Below are 21,719 nucleotides of genomic sequence, written 5' to 3' on the forward strand. Positions count from 1 at the left end.
TTCAATTGGTTCAGCGAGACGAAATCGCTGGAGGAACCTTGGCTTTAGCGAGTGCTTCTTTCTGGCGCTCAGCCAGAACATTCACGTCAAAGCCTTCAATCAACTCCTGGAACATCTGATGCCAGTTCAGACGTGCTCCCAAACGCAGGAACGCACTACCCAGCCCAATGGCTGACCGGTCCATCAAAACGAACTCACGAGGCAGCTTTACGCCCCCCGTACGCTTCAGCCCTTCATAGACCCGTTCCAGAACCTGTTTGGCTTCTGCCGGATCATTACTCTCCTGCATGGCACAAACGCGATCCGTCATGAGCGGACGGTAGAAGAACCGCGCCCATTCATTCAGCACAGCAGCCGTTTCGCGGGAAAGCCCTTCAAAGCCCCATTTGCTGTAAGCATGGAAGGCCCGATCTTCGTCATTGTCCCGCAGAGCCGCGAACAGATCGACCACGCCCTCAACAAAGCGGGGGGAGAAAATACGGACGGCTCCGAAATCCAGCAGGTTCAGACCGTAATCATCCCGCACGGTGAAATTACCCATATGCGGGTCACCGTGAATGACGCCATAGCGATAGACCGGCGTGTACCAAGCCCGGAACAACGCCCGCGCCATATCGTCCCGCTGTTCCTGCGTGGCATCAGACGCCAGCACCGTTTTCATGCTGCGACCCGACACCCAATCCATGGTCAGCAAGCGGCCGGTGGACAGTTCTTCAATAGGAGCCGGAACCGTCACAGTCGGGGTTTCGGACAGCATGTCCCGATACAGGCGCAGATGGCTGGCTTCCCGACGGTAATCCAGCTCTTCCCGAAGGCGGTCGGACAATTCGGTGTAAACCTCGTCCTGACGGATCGTCGTCTCAAACCGCTTATACACGCCCAGCGCCGCACGGAATTGCCGTAGATCGGAATCAACCGCCCCCTGCATGTCCGGATACTGGAGCTTGCAGGCCACTTCCCGCCCATCCGTCAGCCGGGCCCGATGAACCTGCCCCAATGAGGCAGCCGCCACGGCGTCATGGCTGAAAGAGCGGAAGTTCTTTTCCCAGCCGGCCCCCAGTTCCGCCGTCATTCGACGGCGCACGAAGTTCCAGCCCATCGGGGGTGCATTGGCCTGAAGATGAGCCAGTTCTTCCGCATACTCATCCGGGAGGGCACCGGGAATGGTGGAAAGAAGCTGGGCCGCCTTCATAAGCGGCCCCTTCAGATTGCCCAGCGAAGACTTCAGACCTTCCGCGTGAACACCCTTGTCCGTCTTGATGCCAAGACGGTTTCCAGCCAGGCGCGCAGCGATGCCGCCGACTGCACCAGATGTCCGAGCCATCCGGCGAAGTTCGCCCATCAAACCGGTATTATCGAGATCGCGCGCCATGGTGCCCTCAGCCCTCCTGCTCGAGCTGATCGATCAGACCCGAGATTACATCCAGTCCTTTACGCCAGAAACCCGGATCCGTCGCATCAAGACCGAACGGTGCCAGTAATTCCTGGTGGCGAAGCGTTCCGCCAGCTTCGAGCATGGTCCGATATTTGTCAGCAAAACCCTCAGGCTGATCCTGATAGACGCCATACAGCGCATTCACCAGACAGTCCCCGAAGGCATAGGCATACACATAGAACGGTGAATGCACGAAGTGCGGAATGTAGGACCAGTAGGCATCATAATCCGGCGTGAAGTGGAACGCCGGGCCAAGGCTGCGTTCCTGTACCTCGCGCCAGATGGAGCCAAGCTGCTCTGCGGACAATTCACCTTTGGCCCGTTCATCATGCACGCGCACTTCAAACTGATAGAACGCAATCTGGCGGACTACCGTGTTCAGCATGTCCTCCACTTTCGCCGCCAGAAGATGGCGGCGGCGCTTCGGATCGGTTTCTCGATCAAGCAGAGACTGGAACGTCAGCATCTCACCGAAGACAGACGCTGTTTCAGCCAGCGTCAGAGGTGTCGCGGAGTTCAGATAACCCTGCTTCTGACCTGCAAGAATCTGGTGCACACCATGACCCAGTTCATGAGCCAGCGTCATCACGTCGCGAGAGCGGCCATGATAGTTCATCAGGATATAGGGATGAACGGACGGTACGGTCGGATGGGCAAAAGCACCCGAGGATTTGCCCGGCGCAGCTTCCGCATCAATCCACGGGTGCGTCAGGAAGCGGTCTACCAGTGTCCCAAGCGCCGGATCGAAACCCGTATAGGCGTTCAGAACAATCTCCTTACCAGTCTCCCAAGAAATCACTGTATCCGCCACGCCCGGCAGAGGCGCATTCCGGTCCCAGTGCTCCAGCTTGTCCAGACCAAGCCACTTGGCCTTCATTGCATAGTAGCGATGAGACAGACGCGGATAAGCCTCATCAACAGCGCTGACCAGCGCGTCCACAACTTCGTCTTCAACCATATTGCCACGGTTGCGACTGCTGGACGGACGTGGGTAGCCTCGGAGCTTGTCCCCGATCGCCTTGTCCTTGGCGAGCGTGTTCGTAATCATTGTCAGAAGACGGGAATTGTCGGCCAGAACAGCACTGATCTGCTCCGCAGCCGCAGCACGCTTTTCACGTTCTGCACTCGTGAGGGTGTTGAACGCCGCACCGAGGGGCTTTGTCTCCCCATCAAGCGTGACAGTCAGGCTGGCCATGGTTTCATCGAATAGTCGGTTCCAGGCATTACGCCCCGTCACCGACTTGTCCATCAGAACCTGCTCAACCTCATCGGAAAGCTGGTAAGGGCGGAAAACACGCAGATCCCGTAGGAACGGCTGCCATTTTGCCATGTCCGGTGACGCAGAAATCTTTGCAAGAACGTCATCTTCAAGACGGTTTAGTTCCAGCGAGAAGAACAACAGATCCGCCGAAATATCCGTGATGCGTTCCTGCACACCCTGTGTGAAACGACCCAAAGTCGGATCCGTCGTATGAGCGGCAAAGCCAAGCTGGGCGAAGGAGCCGATGCGCCCCAGCCCTTCCTCGATCCGCTCATACTCGGCAAAAGCAGCGGCCAGAGCGGCGCCATCAGCCTGTCCCAGCTTGCCCTTCCAGGTTTCGCTGAACGTTCGGGCAGCGGATGTCAGAGCCGCGAAATCCTGTTCAATCGCAGGATCGTCCAGCGACGCGTACAGATCGGACAGGTCCCAGCGCGGCGGAGTCACGCTCTCGGCTGAAGGAGCAGAAAGGCCTGTGGCCGCGGAGAGATTCTGACTGTTCATCCTTTGAATTTAGACATCCCTGCCGCCGGGTCAAACGGGCGGTTGATGACAAATCTGTAGTAAATGAACCGACGCCGTTTAAAGCGGGATTTAACTGGCCTGCTGGAGCGCGGCCCTCAGATCTTCAATCGTGTCCTGACTGAAGACCTGAATCCCGTTCTGACGCAGAAGTGCGGCTGTTACACCCGCTCCGGCATGTTTCTGCCCGCTGAAACTGCCGTCATAAATTAGCTGGCTTCCGCAGGACGGGCTGCCCTCCATGAGTAACGCGAACCGACACCCCTGTGCCTGCGCGACAGACAGGGCAACCCGAGCTCCCGCTATGAACTCATCCGTTACATCTGCACCGGACGTGTCAGTCACACGCGCTTCGCCCAGAAGAACGTCCTTTCCATCCTGCCGTGCCCCAATTTCCGCTGGCGGGCGTGGAACAGGCATCCCGCCTGCAAGCTCCGGACAGACCACAACCAGCCGTCCCTCTTCCTGCCATTGCTGAAGCAGCGGATGCAGAAGGGCCTTTGCCTTGCCATCGTATCGGACAGGCTGACCCAGCAGACAGGCACTCACCAGAATTCGGTTCTTCACAAGCGGCACTATCCTACTTCCGGGGTCTCTGAGAATTTTCTTCTGATAGCCTCATCTACCAGAAAACAGAACGTCTTCTGGTTCTGACTCAGTTCAGACCCGCCGGCATCGGCCCCAACACGAACGTTGCAAATCCATCCGGCCGAACATAGCTTTTGAATGCTGCCTGAACACTTTCAGGTGTCGCAGCCTGATAGGCTTTGGCTGCATCGTTCAAATGCTCCCAGCCTTGCCCCCGCAGCGTCAGATCTGCATCAAGGCTGCTTGGCGCCGTCATAATCGTATTTGAGAGAATCATATCGCGAATCAAATGGGCTTTGGCCCTGTTCAGTTCCTCAACAGGGACCGGCTTTGCTGCCATGATCTGCAATTCCTGCGCGACATGCTGCCGTGCGGCTTTCACAGAACCCGGATCAGCGCCGAACGAAACACCGTAAATCCCGAAATTTTTCTGGGCAGAAGCCTGCGATCTAACCGTATAAACATATCCCGTCCTGACCCGAAGATCCTGATACAGGCGGCTGTCAAATCCTTTCGTCAACATGGTATCGGCCAGTCCCACTTCAAAACGCCGGGGATCGGTCCATTCGTGCGCATTGGTCTGAATCATGACTACCATATCCTGTGATCGAACAGGGTCGGGGACAGACTGAACCGCCGGAATGGGATTAAACGGGATAGTAAGCAAATCCACCTCCGGCTTTGGCCCCTTGGCTTTCCATTCCCCGAACGCTGTCGTAATTTTTCTACGGGCCTCTTCAACAGAAATATCGCCGACAACTTCTATCGTCGTCATGTCTGGCCGATAAACGGACCGATAATAGGAGAGCACGTCTTCGCGCGTCAGGCCTGACAGGCTCTTTACACTCTGCATACGAAGAGCCGGAGAGTTCGCAGGATACAGTGTCTTCGTAATGGTTTGCTGAAGGCGATAGCCAGGCGTCTGCTCAATACCTGCCTGCACACGGATCATATTCTGGCGCGTCAGATCAAACGCATATTGCGGGAATGCGGGATGCAATTCGAGATCTGCCAGAATAGCGAGAGCCGCATCGAAATCCTGCGTCCGACCACTGACGGAAAAATCCACCCCGCCTCTGGCATTGGCCGCCAGATCATCCAGGCTTTTCTCCAGTGTCTCCCGATCGCGCGTTACTGAACCAAACGGAAATAACTGGGCCGTCAGAGCGCCAACACCCTCTTTCCCCGCCGGTGTCTGAATATTCGCATTGGACTTTATATGGCCGAACAGAAAGATCGTTGGGCTGACATGCTTGGTCCGCACCACAATACGCAGACCGTTCGGAAGTGTGAAATCTGCATCCGGGGCTGTGTACACTGGCGGTGCAGGTACGTTTCTAACAGGTTGGGCCCAATCCGGAAGCGGTCCTGTCGCACTTCCCTGCCCTGCGAAACTTTCCGAGCCTCCAAAGCCTTTACCGGCTGGCGGCTTGCCATGATCTGAGGCCAACATTGTCATCGCAACACCATGTTCCGGATCAAGCAGCTTGCGAGCCAGAGCATTGACGTCCTGCACAGTCACTTTCGCATAGCGATCAAAGGACGCATCAGGGCTATCAGTATTTTCTGCCGTAACAGCACCGGACCAGAGGCCGCCCAAGTCTAGGATGGAGTTTTTTTCAAAGTCTTTTGATGCCAGCCACCGCTTTTTCATGCCTTCCACGACATCTGACGACACGCCTTTGGTCCGGATATCATCAAGCGTCGCCTTGAGAAGAGCCAAGGCAGCCTTCGTGTCACCCCCTTTGGGAATTGTCAGAGAAGCTTCAATGGTTCCTGTATAAATGTTTCTGTCGACGTTCAGTCCCGTCGCCAAGACCTTGTGCTGGAGAACCAGCGGGTAAAGAGGGCCACGGCGGCTTGAAAGAACGGCATCCAGAACGGCTGCCGCAGGACCGTCCTTGTCCCGAAGGGATGGCCCTCTCCAGAGCAGGGCCACGATATCAACAGCATAGTTCGTCTGCACAGTGAGCGCCTGCGGAACAACAGCCCCAACGGGAATGGGTGGACGCTCTGGCAACGGGCGCGCTGGGATGGAACCAAAAGTCCTCCCAACTTTCTTCAGGGTTGCCGAAGGATCAACGTCCCCTACAATGACCAGAACCGCGTTATTCGGGACATACCATTTGGTATAGAAGTCCCGCAGCAGTTTTACATCTGTTGCCTCAAAGGAGGACCGCGTTCCAAGAGGTGTATGGTCATAAGAACTATGGGCAAACAGAACAGGCAGGAGTTGGTCTTCCGCTTTGTACCTCGGATTTGAAAAGTCCCTCGAGACTTCCTGCTCAATGGCTCCCCGCTCTTTCGCCCATTCCCCTGCATCCAGAGAAAGATGCTGCATCCGGTCTGCTTCCATATGCAGAACCACATCCAGATCCTGCGCCGGGATCAAACAGTGATAACGGGTCAGGTCCGTTTGCGTGAAAGCATTGAACTGATCGCCCAACGTTCCCATTACCGTTAAAAGCTGATCCCCGCTAAGGGAGGGCGTTCCGCGGAACATCATGTGTTCCAGCGCATGAGCAGTTCTCGGAAAGCCTTTTGGCGCCTCGGCAGACCCTACCATATAGGTCAGTTGCACACTGACGGCAGGCGCAAGCGGATCGCGAACCACAACGACACGCATACCATTCGGCAAAGTCTCGCGTGCCATATCTGCGGCATAAGCCGTTGAGCAGACCAGCCCTGCAAGCAGAGAAACGGCTAGAAATGTCTTTTGAAAAATATGCATCGACATGACTTCATTGGTGTATCGGTCAATGTAACGTAACAGTTACAATCCCAGAGTCATGTGGATATTTTATGACCTGCCTCTCATGGCAGGGTGACAGCCCCTGCGATTGCAGGGGCGATCCTTTTTAGTGACGAATAACTTCGTGAGCGTCTTCGTCATCCTCATCATCGTCTTCGTCTTCGTCATCAACATCCGGTGGCCCGGCGATTTCATCGTCATCCACCAGACGGCGTGGATCAATGGCACGCCAGTCGCGCTCCATATCCGTTGTCGGATTGGCGGCAAAATCTTCCAGTTCCGTGGAAGACTTCCAGCCATCTTCCCCAGCGTCCACCACTTCGGCATTCTCACCGAACGCAAACCAGCTTTCCAGAACTTCCTTGCTCGTCGCACCCGGAACCCGGCAACGCTCAATGCTATCCCGCACATAGGCACGGGCATAGGCATTCGCGTGCATCAGATCCATGAAGTCTTTCACAACTTCAACAGTGTCATCCTCGGATGCACCGGACAGATCAATAATCCGGACATTCCAGGACTGGGCCTGTCCTGCAGTTTCGGCTTCGGTGTTTTCCGGTTCGTCGCTCATGAGGCCCCCTGTTCGGCTCGTGCCTTGTTCAGCAGAAATTCACGCCCAACCTTGACGCGAAGCGTGCCGTCATAGGCCACGATGTCTGCTGTTGCATAGGTCTCGGACCAGCGATCCGGAATAAAAGAACCACTGCCCACGACGTCGATCGGTGCATGGGCATCCCGCATCGTGGTGCATTTAGACGCGTTGAACCCTGAAGACACCGTGATCTTCACCTTCGGAAAACCAGCCTCATTCAGCGCTTCCCGCATTCGCCAGATGGCAGCGGCCGAAACACCAGTCCCGACCAGATCACGCAATTCCGCATCCGAGCGATAACGGCGGATCGTACCCGGTGTGTAGCGTTCCAGTACGGCATAGGATGACTGGGGGTCCAGCCCCTCAAGGAAGCGACCACCATGCGTATCCAGACGAACACTCAACTGACCGGCTGCCGCTTTTTCCGGAAAGCGCCGGCAGACTTCCAGAGCATCCGTCACTTCCTGCCCGAAATAATCTACCAGGATTGTCAGCGGATCATCCGGATAAACATCCACATACATTTCAGCAGCGCGCAGGGTCGAACCCGCATACCCAATCAGGGCATGCGGCATGGTGCCAAGTCCATGATCCTGCCCGAAGAAACCCGACGTCGCGTCATTGGCATTCCCAATGAACCCGCGAGCCCCTTCTTTCTGGGCTGCCTGAGACCCAACGGCCGCCGCATAGCCCATCTGCTCCTGCATTTCGAAACCGGCACAGTGGCGGGCTTCCATAGCCAGAAATGCAACATCCGGGAGCGCCATGGACATCTGATAGGCATTATGTGCCGCCACGCAGCACGCCCCGAGACGCTGAAGCAAGAGTGTTTCCAGAGGAGCGAGGCAGCTGAAAGGGCCGGTCAGGTACAGGATGGGCTCACCGGCTCCAATCCATTGCCCTTCTTCATATACCTCGCGGATGTGAAGATCGAAGCCCTGCTCTTTGGCGACATTACGAAGCCAGGTGACGGCAATGCCACAGGCCGCAATCACCGGACGGCGGATGAACACTGCATAGGTGACCTGTGAGTCCCCGAAATGTTCAACGATCTGTCGGGTTCGCGCGAAATACGCGTCCGTCCGGGATTCTATTGTTTTCCGATCCAGCGGGCCAAGGACGCCGCTGGACTGGTTTAGTGCACGTTGAGAAACGGAAGAGTTCATTCCTGCTTTCCTGCTCGTCGTCCTGTCAGTTCATGAGCAAGAAGGAACGCCATTTCAAGCGACTGTTCCGCATTTAGACGCGGATCACAGAATGTTTCATACCGATCTCCCAGATCGGCCTCCGTCAGGCACTGCGCGCCACCAATGCATTCGGTGACGTCCTGACCCGTCATTTCAAGGTGAATACCGCCCGGACGACGGCCTGCAGCCTCGAAAACATCGAAGAAGCCAAGGACTTCCCCGAGGATACTTTCGAAGGAACGCGTCTTGACCTTGCTGGACGTCGTCGTCGTGTTGCCGTGCATCGGGTCACACAGCCATGTAACCGTACGGCCCGTCTTGATGACGGCATCCAGAAGCGGCGGCAGATGCTCGCGCACCTTGTCCTTACCCATACGCGAGATCAGCGTGATACGACCTGCCTCGTCATTCGGGTTCAGGATTTCGAGCAGCTTTTCCAGATCCTCAACCGTGGTCGTCGGACCAACCTTGATGCCGATCGGGTTCTGAACGCCGCGCAGGAATTCCACATGCGCGCCATCCGGCTGACGGGTGCGATCCCCAATCCACAGGAAGTGCGCCGAGCAATCGTAGTAGTCACCGCTGGTGCTGTCGATGCGGGTCAGAGCCTGCTCATATGGCAGCAGAAGCGCCTCATGAGAGGTATAGAACTCTGTCTCATCAATCTGGGACGCAGCCGCGTCAAAACCACAGGCGCGCATGAAAGACAGCGTCTCATCAATGCGATGAGCCAGATCCCGATAGCGGGCTGCCAGCGGGGAACGCTCAACAAAGCCAAGGTTCCAGCTATGGACCTGATGCAGGTTCGCATAACCGCCGTTTGCGAAAGCGCGCAGCAGGTTCATCACACCAGCAGACTGGAAATACCCGGTCTCCATGCGTGCTGGATCAGGAATACGCGCCGCCGCAGTGAATTCCGGACCATTGATGATGTCACCGCGATAGCATGGCAGCGTCAGACCATCGATCGTTTCCGTATTGGACGAGCGTGGCTTGGCGTACTGGCCTGCCATACGCCCAATCTTCACGACCGGCACCTTGGCCGCGAATGTCAGAACCACGGCCATCTGAAGCAGCACGCGGAACGTATCGCGGACGATATCGGCCGTGAACTCGTCAAAGCTCTCAGCGCAGGCGCCGCCCTGAAGCACAAAGGCCTCTCCACGGGAGGCTGCGGCCAGACGCGTCTTCAGACGGCGGGCTTCCCCCGCAAAAACCAGCGGTGGATATCGATGCAGACGTGCCTCGACAGCGGCAAGCGCAGCTTCGTCTTCATAAGACGGAGCCTGGACGATCGGACGGGAACGCCAGCTTGCAGGAGACCATGACATCGTGTTGTCGGACGTCTGGGTCTTGGTCGAGGGGTGCATTGAATGCCCTCCGGAGGTCAGTAAGTGAACAGAATTGCGGGGCGCTGTTTATGGCTGAAAAAGCGCAGCGTTGATAGCGCGAAAAGTTAGATTGTAACGCATGGCACCTGTCTGCGGATGGAATGTTTCGCGTATGGGCGAAACCCCATGCCAGGCAAGGCGGGAGATGCCTCCCCACACGACCACATCTCCATGGAAGAGATCATGCCGTTGCACCGGGTCCGTCTTTAATAAACCACCAAACGCAAAGCGGGCCGGAACCCCAAGAGAGACCGAAACGATGGGGGAGGACAGATCATCCTCATCCCGATCCTGATGCAGCCCCATCTTTGCCCCCGGCTCATAGCGGTTGATCAAACATGAAGACGGAGAAAAATCCGGATAGCCAGCCTCTTTTGCTGCGGTACAGGCCAGTTCAAAAAACATATCTGGCATTTGGGGCCATGGCTTCCCGGTTAATGGATCTGTCCGCACATACCGATATCCCTTCTGGTCCGTATACCAGCCACAGTCCCCACAACTGGTTGTCGCAACAGATAAGGCCCGGCCGGCGGGCGTTTTCATGATCCGAAAAGGCGCTTCATGAGCAAGACGCCGGATACCTTCCAGCAGTTGCTCCGCACAAGATATGGCAAAACCGGGAAGAAGCACCGCTCCATCCGCAAGGTCGGTACGACATCTCAGCGTCGCAAAGAGATCCTCCATATCATCCCCCGCTTCCCTGATCCGGGAAAAGAACTCTTGAACCGCAGCCCAACCGGGCCGATTATAAAAGAGAGTATGCGGTTCTGCTTCCCATATGGTGATGGGGCCGTTGATTTCCATGATTGGTTCAGGACCAGACTCCATGCTGCCCTTTTCCCGCTTTTTCTGCCACGCTCTGCTGGCAACCGCCCTGCTGGGCGGGGTAGCTCAGGCTCAGACCACGACATTTGGTCAGCCATACGATGCCGCCCCTCAACAGAACAGCACACAGGCGCAGGCTCCATCCACGCAGCAGAAAACCAATGGCGGCGAGCATTTCCGTGCCCGTGGCCATCGTTCTCTCCCGCCCGGATATCAGGATGCCCCAAGCACCGAATTCGAGCATGGCCCTGATCCGGATCATGAAGCTGGCGTTGAGCGTGACAGCGTAACAGGCGCCAATCTGTCCAAGTTCGGCTCAGCCTATCAAGGCAGCAACAACACCCAGTCCGGGCAGTTGGGCGATGCGACCGGAAACGGCTGGACGGCCCCGCGCGGTAACGGCTGGTAAGACGCAACCAATCTTCCGCAAAAGGGTTCTGCTCTTCAGGATGGGGCTGGTATCATCCAGCCAGATCATATGAGGAGCAGAACCCATGCCCTATATTACTGCAACTGACGGAACCAGCCTTCATGTGAAGGATATGGGCGCAGGCCGCCCCGTTGTTCTCATTCATGGCTGGCCACTAACGGGGGATATGTGGGAAAAACAGACCCTCGCCCTCGTTGAAGCCGGATATCGTGTCATTACCTATGACCGTCGCGGCTTCGGTCTCTCAGGCCACCCCATCAACTGCTACAACTATGACGTTCTGGCAGATGATCTGGCCGTCATTCTGGAACAGCTCGACCTCTGGGACGCAACACTTGTCGGTTTCTCAATGGGTGGCGGCGAAGTCGCCCGTTATCTGAGCCGCCATGGCCGCGCCAGAATTTCCAAAGCCGTGCTTCTGGCGTCTATCGTTCCGTTCCTGCTGAAAACCTCGGACAATCCGGACGGCGTCGATATCTCCGTGTTCGACGGAATCAAGCAGGAAATCCGGCAGGACCGTTTTGCGTTCCTGAAAAGCTTCCTCCCCGGCTTTTATGGCATGAGCATGCTGCATCATCCGGTCAGCGAAGGCGTGCTTGACTGGTCCTTCACGCTGGCCAGCATGGCAAGCCCGATGGCAACCCTCGACTGCGTGGATGCATGGGGAAAAACAGATTTCCGCAGTGACCTTCAGGCGTTCACTATTCCAACACTCATCATCCACGGCACTGCCGACAGCGCCGTTCCAGCTGATATCGCCGGACGCCGCGCAGCAGATCTGATCCCAGGCTCGGTCTTCCTGGAATATGATGGTGCGCCACACGGTCTGTTCCTGACCCACGCGGAACAGGTCAACGAGGATCTTCTGAAGTTCCTCGCGTCCTGAACAGCACGACCTGCTTCAGGTCGTCGCTCTAAGGAATGCCCTGCTGGTTGGCAGTTCCGATTGCACAATCAGCAGGGACCCAATGGCGAGAACGAGGTCATGCCGAATGGATGTGTCCTGTGATTCCCGCTCCAGTGCATAAAGTTCTGCAAGGGTCGGCTCGATAGTTGCTGCCGTATGGGTCAGCGGCAGCTTGCGGCGTAGCAGGTTCCGGATCAGTCCGTCCACGGCGGCTACCGCGGTATCTGGCAGGCTTCCATGCTGGGCCAGCTTTCGCAGCATCAACACGTTTCGCCCTACGGTCATGACAGACAGGGTGCCGCGCAACATTTCTTCCGCACGATCACTCTCCAGAGACCCGGCAAAGCGAACCGCACGCTCCATGCTCTGCGTGCCGTCGTTGATCCAGACATATTCGTCCATCACAACACCCGGCAGCGCCAGCCGCCGCAGACTGCGCTTGAGCTGATAACGCAGAACTTCCGCCGCCCGACGCGGCGTAAACGGCAGAACAGCCCGGAAGATCACCACACCGGCCCCAAGACCCAACAGAAGCGCAATGGTGGTATTAAGCCATGACAGCTCATCCATACGCCCCTGATTGTCCATACCCAGCAGGAAGGGGAAGAACGTTCCATAAGACGCGGCCATAACAGCCGTGGCGGGATTACGGGTCGCAAGGCCGCCAAGCATCATGAAGAAGCCGACTGTCAGACAGAAAAACACATAACTGGCTGTAACTGGCATCACGACAAACACAGGAATAATGCTGGCCAACGCCGCAAAAACGGCTCCATAGAAAAACGCCGCACTCAAAAGCACCGTATTCTCGAAAGTCGCAAACCGGGCACAGACCACCGCAATAAAGGTCAGGAAGACGCTGCCCTGCGGCCACGCCGTCACTTCCCAGACATACGCTCCGAAAAGAAGCGCGGCCATGGTCCGCACCCCGTTTCGGACGGCTGCTCGCCAGTCCGTATTGCGAGTCAGACGGTGCCGCTCGGAAATCGGTGCACCGTCCACACTTGCCCGATAAGAACGGAGTGTTTCACAGAGATCCGAAATCATGACCTCCACACCCGTCAGGATGATTCCTTCATTCAGAGAGTCCTCATCGTCCTTTGGAAGGACGGCCTGCATCCGCCCTCGACATTCCGCCAGCAGAGCCTCGGTCTGAACAAGGGCCGCAATACCGCGTCGATCGCTTTCCAGACGTGCGGGCAGCCCTTCAATCGCCACCGCCATATCCCGCAGGAACGGAAGAAGCGCTTGTGGAATATGGGACACAGATGTCATGCGCGTCTTGAGGCCAAGCCCGCGTGACAGCACACGCGCTACAAGACCCAGCGTCACATAGGCATGTTCGACTTCATTGCCTTGACTGCGAATTTCGATGCGGGAGAACTCGATCTGATCGCTGGAGGCCTGAAGCGACCCCATCAGTGCACAAAGCGTATCCGTGGCGTTCGGCTTCTGGTTCAGAACATCCGTCAGAGCCGCGCTTGCTTTGGTAAGAATAGCCTGAAGGCGCTTGCGCAGCTCTTCCCGAGCCCGATCCGCCACATTGGGAACGAACACCATTCCCATAACCATCTCACAGATCACGCCGAGAAAAATATATGTTCCGCGGGCCATGGCAATATTGAACACATTGTCTGGCTCTTTAACGGCACCAAGCGCGATAATCGTGCAGGTGTAGCCCGCCAGAACGAGTGCATACCCCCGGAAGTTATGCGTCAGCGTGGCGAGGCCGGCACAAAGCCCGACCCAAATCGCCAGCGCTGGCAGGAACAGCCACGGATATTGCGGAAACATCCCCATCAAGGCGATGGCAGTAATCATGCCGACAACTGTGCCGACAAGCCGCCAGCGCCCTTTGGAAATACTTTCTCCACGAGAGTTTTGTGCGACGATCCAGACCGTCATTGCCGCCCATTGCGGCTCACCAAGCTCCATCCACAGAGCAATCGCAAGCGCCAGCAAAGCAGCAATCGTCGTGCGCAGGGCGAACATCACGGACGTGATGGACGGCGCAAACAGCCAGCCGAGTTTCACGCCTGCACCTGCCCTGTTGTGTGATGGCTCATGATCTTCAGGGGCGGCAAAGGATCGTCGTGAGCCATCGGAATATCAGTTCTGTTTATCGGAGGAAGGAGGAACATGGCGCGTTGGCGTCCGCATGGTCACGAACTCCTCCGCACTTGTAGGGTGGAGGCCGATCGTGCGGTCCAAATCACGCTTGGTCAGGCCAGCCGTGACGGCAATGGCCAGCCCTTGGATGATTTCCGGTGAATCCGGGCCAATCATGTGAGCACCCAGCACGACCTGGCTTTTTGAATCCACGACCAGCTTCATAAACGCCTTGCCCTTACGGCCGGACAGCGACTGGCGCATCGGCGTGAAGGTCGACGTATAGATATCGAGCGTGTGGTGTTCGGCAGCCTCTTCTTCCGTCAGACCAACCGAAGCGAGCGGCTGGCTGAAGAACACGGCTTTTGGCGTCGTGGCAAAAGACCACTCGCGGCCTGTTTCACCAAACAGACGCTCCGCCAGAAGATGCCCCTCGGCGATCGCTGTCGGCGTAAGGTTATAGGTATCGGTCACGTCCCCGATGGCATAAATGCCCCGAACATTCGTCTTGGCATCTTCAAGGCGCGTGACAATCCGACCATCCGTGACCTCTACCCCGGCCAGATCCAGACGCAGGGATTTCAGGTTCGGATGACGCCCGGTTGCCATAAAGACGCAGTCGGTCTCAATGACCTTCCCGCCTTTCAGATGCAGGCGATAACCGTTAGACGTCTTTTCAATCCGCTCTGGCGTGCTGCCTGGATGGGAGGTGATACCGTTCAGAGGCACCAGTTCTGCGATATGGCGACGCATTTCCTCGTCAAACCCGCGCAGTGGCAGGTCCTGACGGTAAACGAAGTCCACCTGCGAGCCGAGACCCGCGAAAATCCCTGCAAATTCAATCCCAATATAACCACTGCCAATAATGGCAACGCGCTCGGGCCGGTTCTCCAGATGAAACGCATCATCCGAGACAATCGCGTGCTCCGCGCCGGGAATATCGAGGCGCGTCGGTGCACCACCCGTCGCAATGACGATGTTCTTGGCACGAACGGTCTGAACCGCAGCATCCGGAGCAAGCTCAGACGGACCAATTTCAACCGTGTTCGCGTCCACAAAGCGCGCATCGCCCGTGAACAGCTCAACGCCAGCCTTCTTAAGCATCGAGACGTAAATGCCGTTCAGCCGCTCGATCTCGCGGTCCTTGGCATCAATCAGCGTGCGCCAGTCATGCTGTCCTGGCGTCACGTCCCACCCATAGGCGCGGGCATCGTCGATCTCGCGGCCATATTCCGCCGCGTAGACCATCAGCTTTTTCGGCACGCAGCCGAGATTGACGCAGGTTCCGCCCCAGTGACGACGCTCCGCAATCGCGACGCGCGCGCCGTTCTGGGCAGCGATACGCGCACAACGTACCCCACCCGATCCGGCTCCGATGACGAAAAGATCGAATTCCTGCATAAATCCCGGCCTTCCGTGCCTCTGGTCTCAGCGCTCTGCGAACGCCTTTTCAACAACATAAGAACCCTGACGGCTCATGTTGCCTTCCTCAAAGCCCATACGCTCCAGCAGTGCTTCCGTATCCGCAAGCATTTCCGGCGAACCGCAGATCATGACGCGGTCATGTTCAGGGTCGAGCTTGTCGATGCTCAGATCCTCGAAAATCTTGCCGCTTTCGATCAGCTTCGTGATGCGATCCGTGACGGCATAATCTTCACGCGTCACAGCCGGATAGTACTTCAGCTTCTCGGCAACAAACTCACCCAGGAACTCATGTTCCGGCAGTTCATGACGGATGTGGTTCTCATAAGCCAGCTCGCCAGAGATACGGACCGTGTGGCTGAGGATCACATTTTCATAGCGCTCGTAGGCTTCCGGGTCCTTGATGAGGCTCATGAACGGCGCAAGGCCGGTACCCGTGGACAGGAAGTACAGGTTGCGACCCGGCTTCAGGTTGTCGAGCAGCAGCGTCCCCACCGGCTTGCGACCGATCAGAACCGTATCCCCAACCTTCACATGACGCAGACGGGAGGTCAGCGGACCATCCGGCACAGCGATGGAAAGGAATTCCATGTGATCTTCATAATTGGCTGAGGCAATGGAGTACGCACGCAGAAGCGGCTTGCCCTCGACCTCGATGCCAATCATCGCGAACTGACCGTTCTCGAACCGAAGGCCCGGATCGCGCGTTGTCGTGAAGCTGAAAAGACGATCCGTCCAGTGGTGAACGGTCAAAACCTTTGCAGGATACAGATGAGCGTATTCCTTGCTTGGCTCGGCCAGACGGTACTGTTTCGGATGGCCTTCATACGGCGCCAGACCCGTTAGGGGCTCGTCGATCTCAGGAGTCGGGGCGGCAAAACTCGGTGTGGACATATCGGTTTCTGTCTCCGGTGTGGCGCGGATAAAAGGTCTCGGACCTGATAAGAGCCGGACCTTTTAGCGCAATCATCACATTTCGGAAAACCCATCTGCGTTGAACCTGATAGCTGAATGACGCAAAAGTCTTTTCATGACAGACGACTCCGTGAGCGACGCCCCCCTCTCCCCCGCCGAACGCGCCCTGAATCAGGCTGAAGCCGACTTCGGAACGCCGCTGGATATTACTCCACGTGAGCGACCCGCCCTTTTGCGGCAGGTGGCGCGTCGGCTTGAGGGGAACGAGGCGACCCTCCCTCCTGAAGCCCTGATCGACGCGTTGTGTATTGTGCGCCGCAAAACATGGGCCTCCCAGCTCATGAATGTGGCCCGTCGCGCCGGCGAAGTCTGGGTCACGAAAGCCGACACACAGGAAGCCGCAGCCCGCACACACGATCCCCGTGCCGACATTGCGGCTCTGCGTCTGACGCTCGACGATGTTTTGGTTTCGCGCTGGCAGGATCTTGGGGACTCGCCCCGCAACGTACTGGAAGAAGTCCGGGCTGATCTGGCGGATGCCGGGCTGATTCTTTCAGGCGGGCAGCTTGAAAAGCTTTCCCGCAGCATTGCTGGCGCTTTCGGCAGCGTTGATCTGGGCTTCGAGGACGACCTGCGTCTGGCCGAAGAGCGTCGCGCCCGTGAGCAGGCTGACATTCAGGCCCGTGCCGAGCGCCGTCGGGAGCGCGAACTCGAACGCCTGAAGGAATGGGAAGCCAATCTTGTCAGCTTCGATGAGGTCCCAGGCATTCTCCATTGCTCACGGCGTGAAGCCCTGCGCTGGGTTGCGGAAAACCGTCTCCCAATTGCCAAGCGCGAAACGCGTGATGACGGGATCGAACTGTTCTTCTTCGATCCGGACGAACTGAAGAAGCTGCGGGCGCGCCTTCCCGAATGGCGCGGTACAACACCGGCCCGACCAGAAGTTCTGGAACGTGGCACCAAAGTCGGTAATGCCGCCATCGCCCGCGTTGCCGCACTGGACCGGTTTGCAGCCCATTTCCGGACAGCACGTTCCCTCAAGCGCCGCATCACGCTCGTTACGGGACCAACCAACTCGGGCAAGTCCTATACAGCACTGAACGCCCTCGCCAACGCGGAGAGCGGTCTGGCCCTCGCTCCCCTTCGTCTTCTGGCGCATGAATTCCGGGAAGCCCTCCTTAATCGTGGCGTCCCTGCATCCCTTGCCACGGGTGAAGAGCGCATCGAGATGCCGGGCGCACGTCATCTGGCGGCGACGGTTGAAATGTGCCCGTTCCACAAACCTGTGGACGTCGCCATCATCGACGAAGCCCAGATGCTGGCGGACCCCGATCGTGGTGCGGCATGGACCGCCGCCATTATGGGCGTTCCAGCACGCCATGTGTTTATTCTGGGTGCCGCCGACTGCATCCCGCTGGTCAAGCGTATTGCCGAACTTTGCGATGACCCGGTTGACGAAATCCACCTCGAACGAAAAAGCCCTCTCAAGGCGGGAGGCACACTTCATCTCAGCGAACTCACAGCTGGCGATGCGGTCATTGCGTTCTCACGCCGCGAAGTGCTGGACATGCGCGCCGAACTCATGGCGCGCGGGCGACGGGTCGCGGTGGTTTATGGTGCTCTCAGTCCCGAAGTCCGCCGCGCGGAAGCCGCCCGCTTCAACAGCGGCGACGCGGATATTCTGATCGCCACCGATGCCATCGGGATGGGCCTTAACCTCTCCATTCGTCGCGTCGTTTTCAGCGCTCTCAGGAAGTTTGACGGACGCCAGACACGCGATCTCATCTCGCAGGAAGTCAAACAGATTGGTGGCCGGGCCGGGCGCTTCGGCAAGCACGAAGAAGGTCTGGTCTGTGTTCTGGCAGAATCCGGAAGCCCTGCGTTTGTGCGCCAGATGCTGGCTGCCCCACCGGAACCGGTCACGGAACTGCGCCCTCTGGTTCAGCCGGATTCCGACATCGTCCGGGCCGTTGCCGAAGAAATTGGCAGCGACAGCCTCTACGGCGTCCTGACCCGCATCAAACGCGCTGTTCTACGGCCAGACGACCCCAATTACCGTCTGGCGGACATGGAGCAGTCTCTTGAGATCGCAGCGGCCCTAGAAGGCGTGGAAGGTCTGGATCTGACCACCCGCTGGACCTATGCCATGTGCCCGATTGATGAACGGGACAATGGCATCCAGCGTCTGGTCTCCTGGGCTGCGGACCATGCCGCTGGCCGCCCCGTCCCTCCCCCAGGAACCGGTCGTCTGCCCCATCCGGAACAGGCGGGTCGCGAAGAACTCGAACGCGCTGAAAAACGCCACAAGCGTCTCGTCGCATGGCGCTGGCTGGCTCTGCGTTTTCCGGAGGCCTATCCGGCGCAACAAAACGCAGAAATCAATACGTCCATTCTGAATGACTGGATCGAACAGGTTCTCCGCACTCAGAGCCGGATGCGCGAAAGCCAGAAGCAGCAGCGCGGCAACTTCAAGCCCAAGGGACGAAGCGATCGGCCCTTTGCTGGCAAATCTGGCAAGCCCCCCTTCAAGGAAGGTTTCAAAAAGCGCGGGAAAGCCTCTGGGCCGAAAAAAAGGAACTAAAAAAAGCCCCTCCTGTTTCCCCGGAGGGGCTCGCTCTTTTCTGAAGAGAGACGCGCAGGAAAAGCTTCTTCAGTCCTCTGCGCCCTCTTCAGCCTGACGAACCCGACGTTCAATCCACTTCTGCGCCTGAAGTTTGATTAGCGGATTCAACTGACGATACAGATTCAGGAACATGCTTTCATCCGGCGTCAGCGTTTCCTGAATTTCCTTATAGGCCATGCCCGTCAGCAGGACTTCCGCATCCACGCCCAGCGCTTCGGCAAGATCACCAAGATGCTTCCCCACATGTCCTGACCGACCCGTTTCCCAGAACGCTACGGCAGAACGGGAAATTCCTACTTTGTTGGCCAGCTGCTGCTGATTCAATCCTGCCATTTCCCGTAGCAGGCGAATACGCCTTCCAAGTTCCAGACCCGGCGAAATCCGTGCCTTCTCAGCACTATCCGTCACGTCACTCATGTCTTCATCCACCCTACGCTCAATACCTGCCTCCCGACACATCCCGAAAAGTCCGTCAGTCCTGACCAGTCGTGACACCACGACACCCCGCGCTTGACTGCTCTACTCCACATTCCGGTATCTGCCGGGTTCTGTGCCCCCTATCGAACTTCGAGAGACGTACTCTCAAGACCGTAAAAAACGACAACAACGAGTCTGCTATCGTAAAAACATGCCAATATTGCAAATAATTTTTATTTCAGCTCAAAGTTTACAATAAATTGACAAATAACTCTACTTTACCAAAAAATATAAAAAGTAACTTTCCGAAATACTCATAAGTTTATTTTACTCTGCCAGACGCATCACTCAGAATGAAGAAGAACAACTTGAGCCTCATTGTCAGAATGTAAGATCAGACGTCCCGCTTCGTCTCTGGACCAGAAACGGATACCGTCCAGTGTTTTCACCAAAAGATTTTCAAAGACCATTCCGGATCCAATACACGCCATGCGTGTCATGGCAAACGATTTGAATTTTATCGCATGATCCACGATCTCAGCCTGTCCCATCAACCTGTTGCAGCCACCGTATCCAAACACTCGACCATCACGCCCAATCGTCAGTTGAGGCGGGCGCCCAGTTTTTGGTATCGCTTTTCCGTTGAGAGACTGAACCGTCCAGCTTCCATAAGGCAGCTCAGTCGCAGGCGCTGAAACTCTCGTGACCAAAATATCTGGCTCACTCACAGAATGCATTTCCGTGGTTGTGAAAAGAATTTCGTCTCCCGCACGGATTTCGGCATGCAGACTATACTGCCTGCCACGCTCCAGACCAGGAACGCGCAACGTGTAAGATAGAGGCGGAGCGCCCTGAATGGTCTGCCGACTTTCGGCCAGAACCTTGGCTGGAACATCAGCCAGAGACACATCCTCCAGCTTGACAAAAAGCACGGCGCCTACAGGAAGCACCATTTTTTCCCGATACACCACCGTTCCGCTGAGAGTCTTTGGAGATGCTGCCTGAGATGTAAAAACAAAAGCACTCCCAGCCAGAACAGACAAAGCAAAACGGCGTGTCATCATGTCAGAAATAATCCTCAACTTATACGGGTCAATCCACCCATATAGGAACGCAGGACTTCCGGAATGGTTATGCTGCCATCTTCGTTCTGGTACGTTTCCATGACGGCAATCATGGTGCGTCCGACAGCCAGACCGGAACCATTCAGCGTATTCACGAAGGCCGGGCCATTCTCGGAGCGATACCGGGCTTTCATGCGCCGTGCCTGAAATGCGCGAGTATTGGAGCAGGAAGAAATCTCTCGCCAAGCCTGCTGGCCAGGGATCCACGCTTCCAGATCATACGTCTTGGCCGCACCAAAACCCGTATCACCAGCACAGAGCAGAATACGGCGGAACGTGATGCCAAGGCGCTCCAGAATGGTCTCGGCAGCCTGCGTCATGCGCTCATGTTCAGCATCGCTGTCTTCCGGCTTCACGATGGAAACGAGTTCGCACTTCGTGAACTGATGCTGGCGCAGCATACCGCGCACATCACGGCCCGCAGAGCCTGCTTCAGAACGGAAACACTGGGACAGTGCCGTCAAACGGATCGGCAGCGCATCTGCGGGCAGAATGTCGCCCATGACAGAGGCCGTCAGCGGAACTTCGGCTGTCGGGATCAGCCAGCGACCATCTTCCGTACGGAAAGAATCTTCCGCAAATTTTGGGAGCTTGTCCGTGCCATACATGGCATCGTCATTGACCAGCAGCGGAACGCTGGTTTCGCTGTAACCAAACTCGGTCGTATGCGTGTCCAGCATGAACTGACCCAGTGCACGCTCCAGACGCGCCAGAGCACCACGGAGAACGACAAAGCGCGTCCCGGACAGCTTGGCCGCCGTCGGGAAATCCATCAGGCCAAGAGCTTCACCCAGCTCGAAATGCTGCTTGGGCTCGAACGTGAAGTCACGCTTCTCGCCGCGATAATGAACGACGACGTTCTCATCCTCGCTCTTTCCATCCGGCACGGACGGATCAAGCTGGTTTGGCAGGGACGCCAGAACATCGTCGATGCTCTTTTCAATAATGGCCGCCCGATCTTCCAGCCCAGCAATTCGGTCCCGCAGTTCGACCGCCTGCGCTTCCAGAGCGGATGTATCGGCACCGGTGCGCTTGCCCTGCCCGATCTCCTTGGCCAACGTCTTACGGGTGGCCTGAGCCTCCTGCAAAGCGGCCAGAGCGGCACGGCGCTCTTCATCTTCCGAGACGATTTTCTGCCCCACAGGTGACAGGCCCCGACGCTCAAGAGCAGCGTCAAATGCGGCCGGATCGGCGCGCAGGGCTTTCAGGTCATGCATGGTTC

At 57.1% G+C, this 21,719-nt stretch carries 17 protein-coding genes; 3 read left to right on the top strand and 14 right to left on the bottom strand.

Features of this window, described 5'->3' with window-relative positions:
* Window positions 1-10: 10 nt before the first annotated feature.
* From AC3B6F_RS13315 to alkB, 8 genes are all read right to left on the bottom strand, one after another.
* Complete coding sequence (locus tag AC3B6F_RS13315; RefSeq protein ID WP_023945183.1) at window positions 11-1,372, bottom strand: ABC1 kinase family protein; 1,362 nt, start codon at window positions 1,370-1,372, stop codon at window positions 11-13.
* A 7-nt stretch (window positions 1,373-1,379) separates the two neighbouring features.
* Window positions 1,380-3,197 (bottom strand): M3 family oligoendopeptidase, encoded by a 1,818-nt coding sequence (locus AC3B6F_RS13320; RefSeq protein WP_489824726.1) that lies wholly within the window; start codon window positions 3,195-3,197, stop codon window positions 1,380-1,382.
* A gap of 90 nt (window positions 3,198-3,287) precedes the next feature.
* Complete coding sequence (locus tag AC3B6F_RS13325; RefSeq protein WP_489824727.1) at window positions 3,288-3,782, bottom strand: 2-thiouracil desulfurase family protein; 495 nt, start codon at window positions 3,780-3,782, stop codon at window positions 3,288-3,290.
* An 88-nt stretch (window positions 3,783-3,870) separates the two neighbouring features.
* Complete coding sequence (locus AC3B6F_RS13330; RefSeq protein ID WP_489824728.1) at window positions 3,871-6,534, bottom strand: M16 family metallopeptidase; 2,664 nt, start codon at window positions 6,532-6,534, stop codon at window positions 3,871-3,873.
* Window positions 6,535-6,661: 127 nt separating this feature from the next.
* Window positions 6,662-7,126, bottom strand: a complete 465-nt coding sequence (locus tag AC3B6F_RS13335; protein ID WP_489824729.1) for a hypothetical protein — start codon at window positions 7,124-7,126, stop codon at window positions 6,662-6,664.
* Complete coding sequence (locus AC3B6F_RS13340) at window positions 7,123-8,313, bottom strand: nicotinate phosphoribosyltransferase (RefSeq protein ID WP_211567423.1); 1,191 nt, start codon at window positions 8,311-8,313, stop codon at window positions 7,123-7,125. Before AC3B6F_RS13340 ends, AC3B6F_RS13335 begins: the two co-directional genes overlap by 4 nt.
* Complete coding sequence (locus tag AC3B6F_RS13345; RefSeq protein WP_063904100.1) at window positions 8,310-9,704, bottom strand: class II 3-deoxy-7-phosphoheptulonate synthase; 1,395 nt, start codon at window positions 9,702-9,704, stop codon at window positions 8,310-8,312. The genes AC3B6F_RS13340 and AC3B6F_RS13345 overlap by 4 nt, the downstream gene beginning before the upstream one ends.
* 48 nt (window positions 9,705-9,752) lie before the next feature.
* On the bottom strand, window positions 9,753-10,409 hold the full coding sequence (gene alkB, locus AC3B6F_RS13350; RefSeq protein ID WP_489824730.1) for a DNA oxidative demethylase AlkB: 657 nt from the start codon (window positions 10,407-10,409) through the stop codon (window positions 9,753-9,755).
* A 94-nt stretch (window positions 10,410-10,503) separates the two neighbouring features.
* Between alkB and AC3B6F_RS13355 the strand changes: the two genes are divergently transcribed.
* Entirely contained in the window at window positions 10,504-10,959 is a 456-nt protein-coding gene (locus AC3B6F_RS13355) for a hypothetical protein (RefSeq protein WP_026017498.1), read from the top strand.
* Between the two features lie 85 nt (window positions 10,960-11,044).
* Window positions 11,045-11,866: an alpha/beta fold hydrolase gene (locus AC3B6F_RS13360; RefSeq protein WP_489824731.1), complete on the top strand. Its 822-nt coding sequence runs from the start codon at window positions 11,045-11,047 to the stop codon at window positions 11,864-11,866.
* Window positions 11,867-11,881: 15 nt separating this feature from the next.
* On the opposite strand, the gene AC3B6F_RS13365 is transcribed toward AC3B6F_RS13360, so the two are convergent.
* The 3 genes from AC3B6F_RS13365 to AC3B6F_RS13375 all read right to left on the bottom strand — a co-directional run bounded on the left by AC3B6F_RS13365 (window position 11,882) and on the right by AC3B6F_RS13375 (window position 16,312).
* The gene (locus tag AC3B6F_RS13365) at window positions 11,882-13,921 is read right to left on the bottom strand and encodes an FUSC family protein (protein WP_062023906.1); all 2,040 of its coding nucleotides are present in this window, start codon (window positions 13,919-13,921) and stop codon (window positions 11,882-11,884) included.
* Window positions 13,922-13,996: 75 nt separating this feature from the next.
* Window positions 13,997-15,397, bottom strand: a complete 1,401-nt coding sequence (gene gorA / locus AC3B6F_RS13370; RefSeq protein WP_489824732.1) for a glutathione-disulfide reductase — start codon at window positions 15,395-15,397, stop codon at window positions 13,997-13,999.
* 27 nt (window positions 15,398-15,424) lie between these two features.
* Window positions 15,425-16,312, bottom strand: a complete 888-nt coding sequence (locus AC3B6F_RS13375) for a ferredoxin--NADP reductase (RefSeq protein ID WP_426065961.1) — start codon at window positions 16,310-16,312, stop codon at window positions 15,425-15,427.
* A gap of 136 nt (window positions 16,313-16,448) precedes the next feature.
* Here AC3B6F_RS13375 and AC3B6F_RS13380 point away from each other — a divergent pair, with 136 nt between their 5' ends.
* Complete coding sequence (locus tag AC3B6F_RS13380) at window positions 16,449-18,914, top strand: helicase-related protein (RefSeq protein WP_489824733.1); 2,466 nt, start codon at window positions 16,449-16,451, stop codon at window positions 18,912-18,914.
* A gap of 69 nt (window positions 18,915-18,983) precedes the next feature.
* On the opposite strand, the gene AC3B6F_RS13385 is transcribed toward AC3B6F_RS13380, so the two are convergent.
* The 3 genes from AC3B6F_RS13385 to serS all read right to left on the bottom strand — a co-directional run bounded on the left by AC3B6F_RS13385 (window position 18,984) and on the right by serS (window position 21,714).
* Window positions 18,984-19,373 (bottom strand): helix-turn-helix domain-containing protein, encoded by a 390-nt coding sequence (locus AC3B6F_RS13385; RefSeq protein ID WP_489824734.1) that lies wholly within the window; start codon window positions 19,371-19,373, stop codon window positions 18,984-18,986.
* Window positions 19,374-19,717: 344 nt separating this feature from the next.
* Window positions 19,718-20,437: an META domain-containing protein gene (locus AC3B6F_RS13390; RefSeq protein WP_489824735.1), complete on the bottom strand. Its 720-nt coding sequence runs from the start codon at window positions 20,435-20,437 to the stop codon at window positions 19,718-19,720.
* Window positions 20,438-20,451: 14 nt separating this feature from the next.
* The gene (gene serS, locus AC3B6F_RS13395) at window positions 20,452-21,714 is read right to left on the bottom strand and encodes a serine--tRNA ligase (protein ID WP_489824736.1); all 1,263 of its coding nucleotides are present in this window, start codon (window positions 21,712-21,714) and stop codon (window positions 20,452-20,454) included.
* Window positions 21,715-21,719 lie beyond the last annotated feature (5 nt).

Source organism: Gluconobacter sp. ESL1110 (assembly GCF_058107395.1).